Raw genomic sequence first — 13,608 nt, 5'->3', positions numbered from 1 at the left:
CGTCCCCTACTCCCGTCCCGAACCCCTCCGACGCGGCGCCGGAGAGTCGCCGGAGAGTCACCGGAGAGTCGCCGAAAACCTGCCGGTGGCAGGCGGCGAGCGGCAGGCTCAGAACTCGATTCCTTCCTGCGGCTTCACGCCGGAGCGGAACGGGTGCTTGACCTGCTCCATCTCGGTGACGAGGTCGGCGATCTCGATCAACTCGTCCCGGGCGTTGCGGCCGGTGATGACGACATGGACGTCGGCCGGCTTTTCGTCCTTCAGGAACGCAACCACCTCCTCGACCGGCAGGTAATCGTAGCGCAGCACGATGTTGAGTTCGTCGCACAGGACCAGGCGGTAGTCGCCGGAGCGGATCATCGCCTTGGCCGCCTCCCAGGCGGCGCGGGCGGCGTCGATGTCGCGCTGGCGATCCTGGGTCTCCCAGGTGAAGCCCTCGCCCATGCGCTTGACCGTGACCAGGTCGGAGAAGCGCTCCAGCGCCAGCCGTTCGCCGGTTTCGATGCGGCCCTTGACGAACTGCACCACGCCGACCCTGTGGCCATGGCCGAGCGAGCGGAACACCATGCCGAAGCCGGCGGTCGACTTGCCCTTGCCCTTGCCGGTGTGGACGATGACCAGGCCCTTCTCGATGGTCTTGGTGGCCATGATCTTGTCGCGCGCCGCCTTCTTCTTGCGCATCTTCTCCGCATGGCGGGCGTTGAGTTCCTCTTGCGAAAGGTCGCCGGTCTTGTCGCTCACGTCGGGTCCTCGGTCTTGCCGATCAGGTCGGTCAGTCTAGCATGGGTGCTGTTGCGGCGCGGCGTCCACAGCCCGCGCCGCAGCGCCTCGGAAAAGCGCGCCAGGATCTCGCCATAGGCGGCGGGGTTTTCCGCCTGCAGGAAGGCGCGCACCTCGGCGTCCTCCAGGTAGGCGTCGAACAGCTGGTCGAAGTGATGGTCGCCGACCGCGCGCGTCGTCGCCGCAAAGGCGAACAGGTAGTCGAGTGTGGCGGCGATCTCGAAGGCGCCCTTGTAGCCGTGGCGCATGACTCCGGCGATCCATTTCGGATTGGCCGCCCGGCCGCGCACGACGCGGCCGATCTCCTCCGACAGCGCACGCACCACGGGGCGCTCGGGCCGCGAATGGTCGGTGTGGTAGACGCGCGGCGGCGCCCCCTTCAGCGTCTCGACGGTGGCGGCGAGCCCGCCCTCGAACTGGTAGTAGTCGTCGCTGTCGAGCAGGTCGTGCTCGCGGTTGTCCTGGTTATGCAGGACGACGTCGACGGCCGCTAGCCTCGTCTCGAGGTCGGCACGGGCCTGCGCGCCGCCGGCGCCGCCGCCATAGGCGTAGCCGCCCCAGGCGAGGAAGGCGTCTGCGAAATCCGCGCGCTCGGCCCACAGCCCCTCGTCGATCAGCGCCTGCAGCCCGGCACCATACGCGCCCGGCTTGGAGCCGAAAACGCGGAAGGCGGCGCGCCGGGCTGACTCTTCACCATCAAGGTCCTGGCGCTCGAACTTGATTCGATCCATGAGCACGCGCGCGGCGATCGGATTGGCCGCCTCGGGCTCGTTAAGGCCGGCGACGGCACGCACCGCGCTGTCGAACAGGTCGATCTGGTGCGGGAAGGCGTCGCGGAAGAAGCCGGAGACGCGCAGCGTCACGTCGATGCGCGGGCGGCCGAGTGCGGCGAGCGGCAGGATCTCGAAGCCGGTGACGCGGCCGGAGCCCGGCTCCCAGACCGGACGGGCGCCGATCAGGGCCAGCGCCTGGGCGATGTCGTCGCCGCCGGTGCGCATGTTGGCGGTGCCCCAGCAGGTCAGCGCCAGCGCCTTCGGCCACTCGCCCTCCTCCTGGAAATAGCGCTCGGCGACGAGGGCGGCGGATTTCTCGCCGATACGCCAGGCGGTCTCGGTCGGCACCGCGCGCACGTCGACGGAATAGAAGTTGCGGCCCGTCGGCAGCACGTCGGGCCGCCCGCGCGTCGGCGCTCCGGAGGGTCCGGGCGCGACGAAGCGGCCGGCAAGCGCGGCGAGAACGGCCGCCGTCTCGGCCGGGCCGCAGGCGCGCACGGCGGGCCTGAGGCGCGTCTCGATCTCGTCGAGGACAGCCCGGGTCGCGCTCCAGCGTTCATCCGGCTTCGCCTCGCCAGAGACCAGCTTCTGCGCCAACAGCTCGATCCGTTCCACCGTGTCGCCGGCCGAGCGCCAGGGATCGGCGGAAAGCGCGGCCAGCAGGTCAGGCTTCGGCCCGCTCCAGGGTGCGGAAAAATCGCAGTCGAGCGGGTCGAACATTGCGCTCTCCATCGGCATCCCGGACGGTGCGTCAGAAGAGATCCGGGATGACGATGGAGAGGTTGAATTCGAAACGTCTCCGCCCAGCCCCAGATCGCGGGCGATGGCGCGCTGCAGGCTGTCGTCGCCGGGGCGCGACCCGCGCGGCACGCGCACGAGCGCGACGAGGAGGTCGGCGAGCAGGTCGCCGTCCGGGCTCTGCCCCAGGATGTGCAGGCCGTCGCGGATCTGCAGTTCCTTGAGATCGCACAGATGGGCGTCGAGCCGGGCGAGCCGCGTCGCCTCGTCCATGGCGTCATCGAGGCCGATGTCGGCGTCGAGGCCGGCGCGGGCGGCAAGGTCGAGGATGTCGCGGGTGAGCACCTTGAGCCGGCGCGGGTCGACGCCGGCGGCAAGGTAGTATTCGTCGAGCAGGGTCTCCAGTTCGCCGGCGACGCCATGATTTTCGGCGCGCGTCAGCGGCGGCGTCAGGTGATCGACGATGACGGCGGCCGTGCGTCGCTTGGCCTGGGCGCCCTCGCCCGGATCGTTGACGATGAACGGATAGACGTTCGGCAGCGGGCCGAGCACGGCCTCCGGATAGCAGGTCTCGCTCAGCGCCAGCGCCTTGCCCGGCAGCCATTCGAGGTTGCCGTGCTTGCCGAGATGGACGACCGCCTGGGCACCGAACACGCGCCTGAGCCAGACGTAGAAGGCGAAATAGTGGTGCGGCGGCACCAGGTCCGGATCGTGGTAGGTCGCCTTGGGATCGATGTTGTAGCCGCGCGCCGGCTGGATGCCGACCACGGCGTTGCCGAAGCGGTGCAGCGCGAGGCGGAAGGCGCCGCCGGCGACATGGGGATCGGCCTCGGGCCGGCCCCAGCGCGCCGTGACCGCATCCCGGACCGCCTCAGGCAGGGTGTCGAAGGCGGCCGCATAGTCGGCAAGCGGCAGGGTCTCGCAGAGCCGCCGCGCGTCGCGGCCGACGAGCGCGTTGGTCACCCCCTGCCCGAGACGCGCCATCAACGCGGCACCGTCCGCCGGCACGCTCTCGAGCGCGTAGCCGGCAGCGGCGAGCGCGGTCAGCAGGGCGGCGCAGGACGCCGGCGTGTCGAGGCCGACGCCGTTGGCGAGCCGCCCGTCGCGGTTGGGATAGTTGGCGAGCACCAGCGCGACCCGGCGCCCGGCGGCCGGCGTGCGCGCGAGCCGGGCCCAGGCGGCGGCGAACTCGGCGACGAAGGCCGTGCGGCCGGCGTCGCCGACGAAGCGCATCGGCGCCGACTGGGTCGCCGGGTCGAAGGCACCCTCCTCCTTGAAGGAGACGGCGCGGGTGGTGAGCCGGCCGTCGACCTCGGGCAGCACGACATGCATGGCGAGGTCGCGCACCGACAGGCCCTGGTCGCTGTCCGCCCAGCCCTCGCGCGAGGACGACGAGAACACCACCTGCAGCACCGGCCGACCCGGCGCGTCGAGCGGCGTGGTCGCGTGCACGGCACCCGCCTTGCCGACGGCGAAGGCGGTGGCGTTGAGCACCACGTCGGGCGGCGCGGCGGCCATGAGGCCGGCGAGCACGGCGGCGGATTCGGCCTCCTTGAGCGAGGCGACGAACACCGGCAGCGCGTTGACGCCGGCCGCGTCGAGCGCGGCGACCAGCGCGTCGACCGGCGCCGTCTCGCCGCCCTGGACGAGCGCGCGGTAGAACACCACCGCCGCCAGCGGCCGGGCCGGATCGCGCCAGGTGGCGGCGAGGTCGTCGAGGCCGGGCGCCCCATGGCCGGGCAGGTAGAGCCCGGCGCGCGGCAGCGGCGCGGGCGGCGGCGGCGCGTCGCCAAGGCCGATCAGATGGGCGGCATGGCGCAGCGCGTTGGCGTGGTTTTCCGCCCCGCCCTCGACGCAGTAGCGCCAGAAGCGGCGCGCCGCCTCGACCGGTACGCTGGAGCGCCGCGCCAGCGCCTCGTCCCAGCCGTCGTCGCCCGGTACCACCAGCAGGGCGACGCCGGAGCGGCGCGCCTCCTCCTCCAGCCGCTCCAGGCCGTAGGCGAAATAGGCCGCGCCGCCGAGCAGGCGCAGCACGACGAGCTTCGAGCCGGCGACCGTCTTCTCGGCGTAGAGGTCGACCGAATAGGGATGGGCGAGCGCCATCAGGCTGGCAAGCCGCAGGCTGGCCGCTCCCGGTCCGAGCCGGCGCTGCGCGGCGGCGAAGGCGGCGAGTTCCGTGTCAGCGGCCGTCAGCAGCACGATGTCGGCCGGATCCTGGCCGAGGTCGACCGCCTCGCCGCCGTCATCGATCCGCCCCGTCCGGCTGGCCAGGATGTGCATCAGCGGATTCCTTGCGCAAGGCTGCGGACGGCGCCCGCCGGCCGGCCCGCGATCCTGTCGGCCCAGCGCCCCCCACCGCCCGGCAGCGGAACGGGCGCGGCGGTGCCCCATCCTCCACCCGGGAGAGCGCCGCGGAGATCCGGGGTGACGGGGCAAGGCAAGGTCATGTCTCGGCCAAGCGTTGTCTCGGGGCTCAGGCCGCCGCAGCAGCGAGGGCGGATTCGACGCCGGCGCGGTCGAGCCCCTTGAGGCCGATGACGACCAGGCGGCCGGGAGCGGCCGCGCCGGCGGCGAACCAGGCCTCGACGCGCGGGCCGACGGCCTGGACCATGGCCGGCGCGGGCTTGCCGGCGACCGCCACCGCGCCCTTGATGCGGAGCACGCCGGGCCGCGCTATGGCGGCGAGCACGCGCGCCTCGGCGTCCTTCAGCGAGACGAAGGACGCGACGTCGAGGATGAAGCTCTCGAAATCGTCATGGTGGTGATGGTCATGGTCATGGTCGTCGTCGTGGTCGTCGTCATGGTCGTCGTCGTCGTGGTCGTGATGGTGGTGGTGGGCGTGGCGCGCGGCCAGATCGTCCTCGGCCGCCGCGCCGCGCCCGAGCAGCACGTCGACGGGCAGGAAGCCCTTTTCCGCCGCCACGACATGCACCGTCGGGCGCACGTCGCCGGCGATGTGGGCGCGCACGCGCTCCAGCGCCTCGTCGCCGACCAGGTCGGCCTTGTTGAGCACGACCAGGTCGGCGCAGGCGAGTTGGTCGTGGAACAGCTCCTCGACCGGGCTGTCGTGGTCGAGCGCCGCGTCGGCGGCGCGCTGGGCGGCAAGCGCCGCCTCGTCGAGCGCGATGCGGCCCTCGGCGAGGGCTGCGGCGTCGAGCACGGTGATGACGCCATCGACGGTGACGCGGGTCTTCACGCCCGGCCAGGAGAAGGCGCGCACCAGCGGCTGCGGCAGCGCCAGGCCGGAGGTCTCGATGACGATGTGGTCGGGCGGCGTGTCGCGGTCCAGCAGCTTCTCCATGGTCGGCAGGAAGTCGTCGGCGACGGTGCAGCAGATGCAGCCGTTGGTCAGCTCGACCACCTCGTCGGCGGCGCAGGCCGGATCGGCGCAGCCGTCGAGCAGCGCGCCGTCGAAGCCCATGTCGCCGAATTCGTTGACGATCAGCGCGATGCGCCGGCCGCCGGCATGGGCGATGAGGTTGCGGATGAGGGTCGTCTTGCCGGCCCCGAGGAAGCCGGTGACGATGGTGGCGGGGATCTTGGAAGCCGTGGTCATAGGCGCATGTCCGCTGCGGGAGTGGGTTTGAGAAGGACCGGCAGGCCGCAGGCGACGAGGACGACGCGCCCGCAGACCCGTGCGAGGTCCTGGTTGAGCCGCCCCTGCGCGTCGCGGAAGGCGCGCGCCAGGGCGTTGTCGGGGACGATGCCGAGGCCGACCTCGTTGGTGACGAAGACGACCGGGCCGGCGAGCCGGGGCACCAGCGCGCACAGCGCGGCGACCTCGGCCGGCACGTCGCGGCCGGCCAGCATCAGGTTGGAGAGCCACAGGGTCAGGCAGTCGACCAGCACGGCACACTGCGGCCGCGCCTCGGCGGCAAGCGTCGCGGCAAGCTCGAGCCCCTCCTCGACCGTGGTCCACCCCGGCCCGCGACGGGCGCGGTGATCGGCAATGCGCTCGCCCATCTCGCCGTCGCCGGCTGCGCCGGTGGCGAGATAGACCGGCGCAAGGCCGCTCGCCAGGACCAGATCTTCGGCGAACCGGCTCTTGCCCGAGCGCGCGCCGCCGGTGACGAGGACGGCCGGGGCGGCTGCCCCGGCACCGCTCGGCATCGGCTCAGCCGAACAGCTGCGCGCTCAGGGCCGACAGGCCGACGCCGACGACGCCGGCGCCGACCAGCCGCGGCATCAGCGCTCCCGCCTGACCGGCCGCGCGCGGCGCGGTCAGCAGCATGGCGAGCGAGGCGATGGCGGTCTGGATGACGGCGAAGCCGAGGAAATAGGCGTAGAGCGGCGCCGGCTCGGCGCCGACGATGGACTCGCCGTAGGCATAGCCGTGGAACAGACCGGCGAGCGCGAACAGCGCCGCCCAGCCCGCGCGCGGCAGCGCGGTGCCGGTGACGATAAGGGCGCCCACGGCGAGCACCGAGGCGGCGATGACCAGTTCGGCGAGCGGCAGGTCGACGGACTGGAGATGCACGACGACGCCGGCGACGGTCGCGACGACGAAGGCCGCCGGCAGCAGCAGGCTGCGGCCGAGCAGCCCGGCGGCGATGCCGACGGCGACGACGAAGGCGAGATGGTCAATGCCGATGACCGGATGGCCGAGGCCCGACAGCAGTCCCTGGACGAAGGTCTGCGGCATCTCGCCGTCCATCATGTGATGGGCGGAGGCCGGCGCCGCGGCGAGCGTGGCTAGGACGAGGGCGCCGAGGCGCGCCAGCGGAGTGGCGAAGAGACGGGTCTTGACGAAAGCGGTCATGGGATCCTCCGGCCGTCCACCCGACGGCGGCTTGGGTTGCGTCGCGTCGCGGCCGGTCTCCTGGCTCGCGGGTCGTCGCCCTTCGCCGCGCCTTCCCGGCGCCTCGCGTTCAAAGGCGCCAGTGGCATGCTGCGGCAGGGCTCGCCGCTGACAGTTGCGGGGGCAGCTGCGGACTTGGGACCTCGGGGTGAGTCGTCCCGCACCGCATTCCCGTTTCATCCCCTGGGCTTTGCCCGTGCGGGGAACCGTGACGGTTCTGTTGTAGCCGCAACCGGACGGGCCGACAAGGACGCCTTGGGGCGGATCCCGGAGCGATCGCACGGGAAACACGCGCGGCCGGATGGATCCCCGCGCGGGGCGGGGACGACCCAAGCCGGGCACGGCGACACGGGCCGTCCGCCCCTCCTCGGCTCCCCGGTGTGGCCGGACGGCGCCCGGAAGCGTCCCGCAGGCGCGCCAAATCCGGCCCGTGATCCGACCCCGACACAGACCCGGCGCCTCGCCTTGTGGAAAACTTCGTGCAGAAAGGGCTTGGCAAAGCCGTTGCGGCTTTGTTATACGCTCGCCACCGACGGCGGCCGACAGGCGCGCCCCATGGTGATCCGCGATAGCTCAGTTGGTAGAGCGTTCGACTGTTAATCGAATGGTCGCAGGTTCGAGTCCTGCTCGCGGAGCCATCCTCTTCCAAGCCATTGTCCGCAAGTTGTTTTCGTGCAATCGCGACCGATCGGCGTTTTGCTCCGGTGAGCAAACCCAAGACGATCGTCCGCTATTCCATCGGTTTCAGCATCGGGTCTCACGCCGATAGCGCGGTCGTGACTTGCGCGTGGACGTGAAATTCCGAAGACGGGTATGGTTGGGGCGCGGTAGGCGGTCTCGAGAATAGCTGCTTAGCGGCTCAAGCGACTCTCCGCTTGAGCGACCTCATGCCCCGTGCGACCAGTCCAGTGCTTCGAGATCGGCTTTCGGGATGATCCCGTGAGTCTCCAAAGCGGCCTGAAACCGCTCGTCGAGCCACGCTCGACCTTCAGCCGACACCTCGACAGCCGGTTGCTGGCGATAGGCCCTGCGCGGATCGGTGTTCCCGCTTCCCCGGGAAACATTGCGCTTTGTCGGCGCGAAGGAGTTCGGGCCTAAGTGATCCATCAGGTCATTCAGAGAAATGCCGTTCGCAAGCGATCCCGCCAGGATCTCTGCATGATGCACGCGAACGAACCTCGGCCAAGTCGCCAGCCAAGGCTGACGCGCGATCTCCTTATCGGTCGCATCGTCGCGTCCCGGTTCATGCCGCACCGCAATAGCCCGGCCGAACACGTGTATGTCGTTTTTGCCGTTCGGATCGCGCGTCAACCGGCCGATGTACATGACCGCGCCCTCTCGAACGCCCGTAGGCCGCTTTGCCGCCGGATAAGCCAAAAGGCGATGACAGTTCGCCCGTCGGACCAGTTCGGCGGTCGGATAAGACAGCGCAAACCGGTCGCTGCTGACACCAAGGAATTTCACGAATGCCTGGGCGGCCTCGGCGACGAGCGGCAAGGTCGCCCAAGCCAGAGGACTCGCAAACCCTACGTCGACGCCGAAATCTGCAAGCTTCTCCTGGCGGATTGGCTGTCCGTGTGACAGGCGATGCCGGCTCATGATAGGCTCCCATCGCTCCAGCATCCCGGCGGTCAGATCAGGTCCGCAGCGCGCCCAAAGATCGTCGAAATACGCCCTGCAGGTTTCCAGGACACCGGCATCCGCGGACACGAAGCCGAATTCCAGATTCCGGCTCAGCGCGGCTTCGGTCAGATTGGCCGACGTGACGATTGCCCGGTCTGCAAAGACATAGAGCTTGGCATGCAGGTTACGGACGCCACGCACAGACACGCCGGCTTCCAGTAGGGCACGAAGGGCGGCGATGTCGCTGACCCCTTCCGCGAAATCCGCGAGATTGAACCGCGTGATCACCCTGGCGACGCCCGGAGCCGCCAGCGGCAGGCGATAAAGCACCCCGGCCTTGATGAAGGGGGAGACGATCCGCAGGTCGCCGCCGCCCTTGGCAGCCGCCTCGGCGAATTCGCGTGCCCAGTCCTTGTCGACCAGCCGGATCGTCATCCTGCACCGTCCCGCATCACGTTCATAAATATTAAGGCGGAGGCCGGAAAAGACAATCTGTCCGGGCAGCGATCCCGGTCCCGATCTTGGCGATCCGCTGCCGGCTTGCCGACGCGTCCTGATGCAGCTAAGAGATCGGCCGGACCATGGTTATCGGGATCTTCTCCGACCGACCGACGAGGACAGCAATGAACGACGGCAGTCGATCTCACATCAGGCAGGGTGCCGACCGGACATAGGCCGTTCCTCCGGAGTCCGGCACGTCCTGCGGCACGAGGCGGGGACGGACATGGCCACCGACGCGTTCAAATCCTTCGACCGGTTTCCTTCGCTCCGCGCGGCGGGCGTCCCTGCGGTCGCCGTCGCTGCCCGGCACGAACCGAACGGTGCCGCGCGATGACTGGCCGGCACCGGCAGACGAGCCTCGCCCATGGCCGCAGGTCCACGAGCCTCTGGGACCTGATCGCGATCCTTCTGGTCCTCGGCGCCCTGGTCTTCCTTGCCGAGGCGAGCCGTGGCCTCATGCAGCCGCTGCCCGCTGCCGACGAGAACGTCATCGTACTCGATCCCGCCGCGCTGCCCGGCTACGCCGCGCACACGACCCTGCGCATGCTGGCAGCGATGGTGCTGTCGCTCGTCTTCACCTTCACCTATGCCACCTGGGCCGCCAAGAGCCACCGCGCAGAACGCGTGCTGATCCCGCTCCTCGACATCCTCCAGTCGGTTCCCATTCTCGGCTTCATCTCGGTAACGGTCGTCTTCTTCCTGTCGCTGGCGCCCGGGATGATGCTGGGCGCCGAGCTGGCCGCCGTCTTCGCCATCTTCACCAGCCAGGCCTGGAACATGGCGTTCAGCTTCTACCAGTCGCTGCGCACCGTGCCGGCGGAACTCGCCGAAGCCGCCCGTTCCTTTCGTCTCTCGCCCTGGATGCGGTTCTGGCGCCTCGAAGTGCCGTTCGCCATGCCGGCGCTGGTCTGGAACATGATGATGTCGATGTCGGGCGGCTGGTTTTTCGTCGTTGCCGCCGAAGCGATCAGCGTCGGCGGCACGACGGTCACCTTGCCAGGCATCGGCTCCTATATCGCGCTCGCCATCGCCGAGCGCGATCTCGGCGCGATCGGCTGGGCGATCGGCACCATGCTGCTCGTCATCCTGATCTACGACCAGTTGCTGTTCCGGCCACTGGTCGCCTGGGCCGACCGGTTCCGTTTCGAGCAGGAAACCGGCGTCGCGCCGCCCCGTTCCTGGGTGCTGATGACGCTCCGCCGATCCCGGCTCGTCGCCCGCGCGACCGCGTCGCTCGGGGCGGCATGGCGATGGTCGTACCGTGCGCTCCCGAAACCGGGCGCCGGCAGCGCGTCCGCCGCCCATCCCGGACGCGGCGCCCGCTGGCTCGATCGACTCCTGCTTGGGTCCGTCGCTGTCGTTGCGCTGCTCGGCGTCGTGAAGGCGGCGCAGTTCCTCACCGCCGGGGTCGGCCTCGCTGACGTAGCGACAGCCGTCCTTCTCGGGTTTGCGACAATGATCCGCGTGTTCGTGCTGATCGCGATCGCCAGCATCATCTGGGTTCCGGTCGGAGTGTGGATCGGCCTGCGTCCGGGCGCGGCACGGATCGCCCAGCCGGTGGCCCAGTTCATGGCTGCCTTCCCGGCGAACCTCCTGTTTCCGCTGGCGGTCTCCGTCATCGTCGGATTCCGCCTCGATCCCGACATCTGGCTCAGTCCCCTGATGATCCTCGGCACGCAGTGGTACATCCTGTTCAACGTCGTCGCCGGCGCCTCGACCATCCCGAGCGAGCTGCGCGACATCGGAGCCAGCCTGCGCGTGCGCGGCTGGTTGTGGTGGCAACGGATCGCCTTGCCGGCGGTCTTCCCCTTCTACGTCACTGGCGCGATCACCGCGTCGGGCGGCTCCTGGAACGCCAGCATCGTCGCAGAGGTCGCAAGCTGGGGTCAGGACCGGTTGCAGGCGCACGGACTGGGTGCCTTCATCGCCGACGCGACCGAAGCCGGCGACTTTCACCGCATTGTCCTCGGCATTGCCGTGATGAGCGCGTTCGTCGTCGTCATCAACCGGATCTTCTGGCGTCCGCTCTACGCGTTCGCCGAACGCAAGTACCGACTTGGCTGAAGGAAGCACGCAATGGATTCTGAATCCCTGCTGGATGTGCGCTCCGTTCGCAAGACCTTCCCGAGGCCGGACGGCGGCGAACTGCTGGTTCTCGACGGGATCGACCTGACGGTGCGGGACGGCGAGATCATCGGCCTGCTCGGACGCTCGGGCTCGGGCAAGTCGACTCTGCTCAGGCTGATCGCCGGGCTCTCGACGCCGACCGCCGGATCGATAGGCTACCTGGGACGGACGGTGACGGCGCCCCCGCCCGGCATCGCCATGGTGTTTCAAGGCTTCGCCCTGTTCCCTTGGCTCACGGTGCTCGGCAATGTAGAGCTGGGTCTTGAGGCCCTCGGCCTGCCGCGCAACGAGATCCGGCGGCGAGCGATCGAAGCGATCGACCTCATCGGGCTCGACGGCTTCGAATCCGCCTATCCGCGCGAGCTGTCCGGCGGCATGCGCCAGCGTGTCGGCTTCGCCCGCGCGCTCGTGGTTCATCCCACCATCCTCCTGATGGACGAGCCGTTCTCAGCGCTGGACGTCCTGACGGCCGAAACGCTGCGCACCGATTTCCTCGACCTCTGGTCGGAGGGCCAGCTGCCGATCAGGGGCGTGATCCTGGTCACCCACAACATTGAGGAAGCGGTTCTCATGTGCGACCGGATCCTCGTCTTCGGCAGCAATCCAGGCCGAATCCTCAAGGACATCGCGGTCGACCTGCCGCACCCGCGCGACCGCCTCGATCCCGCCTTCCGCGCTCTGGTCGAACGCATCTATGTGGAGATGACGGCGAAACGCGGCGTCGACCGCGCCGGAGCGCGAAGCGAGCGGTTTCCCGGGACCGGGATCAGCACCATCCTGCCGCGCGTCTCCTCTAACCTGCTGTCAGGCCTGCTGGAAACCGTCGCCGGAGCGCCCTATGAAGGCGAAGCCGACCTTCCGGTCATCGCGACCTCGCTGCACATGGAAATCGACGATCTGTTCCCGGTCGCGGAGACCCTGCAGATGCTCAGGTTCGCCGAGGTCGAAGGCGGCGACATCAAGCTCACGCCCGAAGGCCGGCGTTTTGCCGAAACCGACACGAACGAGCGCAAGCATCTGTTTGCGCATCACCTCCTGACCCATGTCGCGCTCGCGGCCCACATCCGGCGCGTCCTCGACGAACGGCCGAGCCATCGCGCGCCCTGGAGCCGCTTCTCCGACGAACTCGAGGACCACATGGCGGCGGACGACGCCGAACAGACCCTGCGCGCTGTGATCAGCTGGGGTCGCTACGCCGAGGTTTTCGCCTATGACGATCGCACGCACATGTTCAGCCTGGAGAACCCTTGAGTTCCGGCGACGATCCGTGCAACGTCCTGCCAACGGCACCGGACGGGACCGGGCGACCGACGCCGAGCAAGACGGCGCCTGACTGGCGGGACCGACAGGATGCGAGGAGGCAGCGATGAAAACGATCGTCGTCGCGCTCGATCTGGACACGGGAAGCGAGGCCGTCCTGGCCCGGGCGGTTCAGCTGGCCGCGGCCCATGGGGCCCGGCTCGCGGCGATCCACGTCATCGAGGCAGACTGGCTGTCGCAGGCAGCCGCCGGATCAGACCTCAGCGAAAGCGAGCTGCGCGGCGACCTCGCCCGGACGGCGCTGGCCTCGATGGAGACGGCGCTGGCCGACCATGGGCGCACGCGGCGGAGCCTGGCGCGGGTCGAGTTCGGATCGCCGCACGACGCCCTCGCCCGGGTGGCGGAGGAGATGTCTGCCGACCTTGTCATCGTCGGGCCGCACCGGGGCCGGTCGCTGAAGGGGAAGATCCTCGGCTCGACCGCCGACAGGATCGTCAGAACCTCGTGCGCGCCCGTTCTCGTGGTCCGGCGCCCGCCTGAGGAACCGTATCGGCACGTGGTCGTCGCCGTCGATTTCTCGCCCCAGTCCGCAGCCGCCGCGCGGGCGGCGCGCGAGTTGGCGCCGCAGGCGACGCTGCGGCTGGTTCACGTCACCGGCCTGCCGCCCACGTTCGAGCAGGCGCTGCTGCGGGCTGGCAGGTCGCCTGCCGAAGTGGACCGGTACCGCTCGGCAAGAGCCGCCAAGGCGCGCGAGAACCTGTCCGCCTTTACGCAAGACGTCGCCGGACCGGGCAAGACCGTCCTGCGGCTTGCCGAAGGAGATCCGGGACGCACCCTCGTGCGCTTGGCGCGCAGCCGCCGGGTCGACCTGATGGTCCTCGGACCGCACGGGCGCGGGGTCGTCCTGCGGGCACTTCTCGGCAGCGTCACGCAGCGGGTGCTCGCAACGGCCACATGCGACGTCCTGATCGCGAGCACCCGGCACTGAGGGAGCATGCTCCCCCCTCC

General features: G+C 69.8%; 9 protein-coding genes, 1 tRNA gene and 1 riboswitch. Of the genes, 4 read left to right on the top strand and 6 right to left on the bottom strand.

The window, feature by feature from the left end; genetic code table 11:
* Nucleotides 1-108: 108 nt before the first annotated feature.
* From cobO to SL003B_RS10265, 5 genes are all read right to left on the bottom strand, one after another.
* Complete coding sequence (gene cobO / locus SL003B_RS10285) at nucleotides 109-741, bottom strand: cob(I)yrinic acid a,c-diamide adenosyltransferase (protein WP_013652776.1); 633 nt, start codon at nucleotides 739-741, stop codon at nucleotides 109-111.
* Complete coding sequence (gene cobN, locus SL003B_RS10280; protein ID WP_013652775.1) at nucleotides 738-4,571, bottom strand: cobaltochelatase subunit CobN; 3,834 nt, start codon at nucleotides 4,569-4,571, stop codon at nucleotides 738-740. The genes cobO and cobN overlap by 4 nt, the downstream gene beginning before the upstream one ends.
* A 193-nt stretch (nucleotides 4,572-4,764) precedes the next feature.
* On the bottom strand, nucleotides 4,765-5,847 hold the full coding sequence (gene cobW / locus SL003B_RS10275; RefSeq protein ID WP_013652774.1) for a cobalamin biosynthesis protein CobW: 1,083 nt from the start codon (nucleotides 5,845-5,847) through the stop codon (nucleotides 4,765-4,767).
* Entirely contained in the window at nucleotides 5,844-6,401 is a 558-nt protein-coding gene (gene cobU, locus SL003B_RS10270; protein WP_013652773.1) for a bifunctional adenosylcobinamide kinase/adenosylcobinamide-phosphate guanylyltransferase, read from the bottom strand. The genes cobW and cobU overlap by 4 nt, the downstream gene beginning before the upstream one ends.
* A gap of 4 nt (nucleotides 6,402-6,405) precedes the next feature.
* The gene (locus tag SL003B_RS10265) at nucleotides 6,406-7,050 is read right to left on the bottom strand and encodes a HupE/UreJ family protein (RefSeq protein WP_013652772.1); all 645 of its coding nucleotides are present in this window, start codon (nucleotides 7,048-7,050) and stop codon (nucleotides 6,406-6,408) included.
* A 33-nt stretch (nucleotides 7,051-7,083) separates the two neighbouring features.
* A riboswitch (cobalamin riboswitch) is annotated at nucleotides 7,084-7,315 on the bottom strand.
* 336 nt (nucleotides 7,316-7,651) lie between these two features.
* Here SL003B_RS10265 and SL003B_RS10260 point away from each other — a divergent pair.
* Nucleotides 7,652-7,727: transfer RNA gene (locus SL003B_RS10260), tRNA-Asn, on the top strand.
* A gap of 247 nt (nucleotides 7,728-7,974) precedes the next feature.
* On the opposite strand, the gene SL003B_RS10255 is transcribed toward SL003B_RS10260, so the two are convergent.
* Nucleotides 7,975-9,147, bottom strand: a complete 1,173-nt coding sequence (locus tag SL003B_RS10255) for a phospholipase D family protein (RefSeq protein ID WP_013652771.1) — start codon at nucleotides 9,145-9,147, stop codon at nucleotides 7,975-7,977.
* Between the two features lie 396 nt (nucleotides 9,148-9,543).
* Between SL003B_RS10255 and SL003B_RS10250 the strand changes: the two genes are divergently transcribed.
* The 3 genes from SL003B_RS10250 to SL003B_RS22290 all read left to right on the top strand — a co-directional run bounded on the left by SL003B_RS10250 (nucleotide 9,544) and on the right by SL003B_RS22290 (nucleotide 13,588).
* Nucleotides 9,544-11,277 (top strand): ABC transporter permease, encoded by a 1,734-nt coding sequence (locus SL003B_RS10250; RefSeq protein ID WP_013652769.1) that lies wholly within the window; start codon nucleotides 9,544-9,546, stop codon nucleotides 11,275-11,277.
* A 12-nt stretch (nucleotides 11,278-11,289) separates the two neighbouring features.
* Nucleotides 11,290-12,591: an ABC transporter ATP-binding protein gene (locus SL003B_RS10245; protein ID WP_013652768.1), complete on the top strand. Its 1,302-nt coding sequence runs from the start codon at nucleotides 11,290-11,292 to the stop codon at nucleotides 12,589-12,591.
* Nucleotides 12,592-12,706: 115 nt separating this feature from the next.
* A complete protein-coding gene (locus SL003B_RS22290; RefSeq protein WP_013652767.1) occupies nucleotides 12,707-13,588 on the top strand; it encodes a universal stress protein in 882 nt (293 codons plus the stop codon).
* Nucleotides 13,589-13,608: the final 20 nt, after the last annotated feature.

Origin of the sequence: Polymorphum gilvum SL003B-26A1 (assembly GCF_000192745.1) — a bacterium.
In the GTDB taxonomy this organism is placed as follows: Bacteria; Pseudomonadota; Alphaproteobacteria; order Rhizobiales; family Stappiaceae; genus Polymorphum; species Polymorphum gilvum.
Note: the sequence above shows the minus strand (reverse complement) of the source record. Positions and strands in the feature narration are given on the sequence as shown.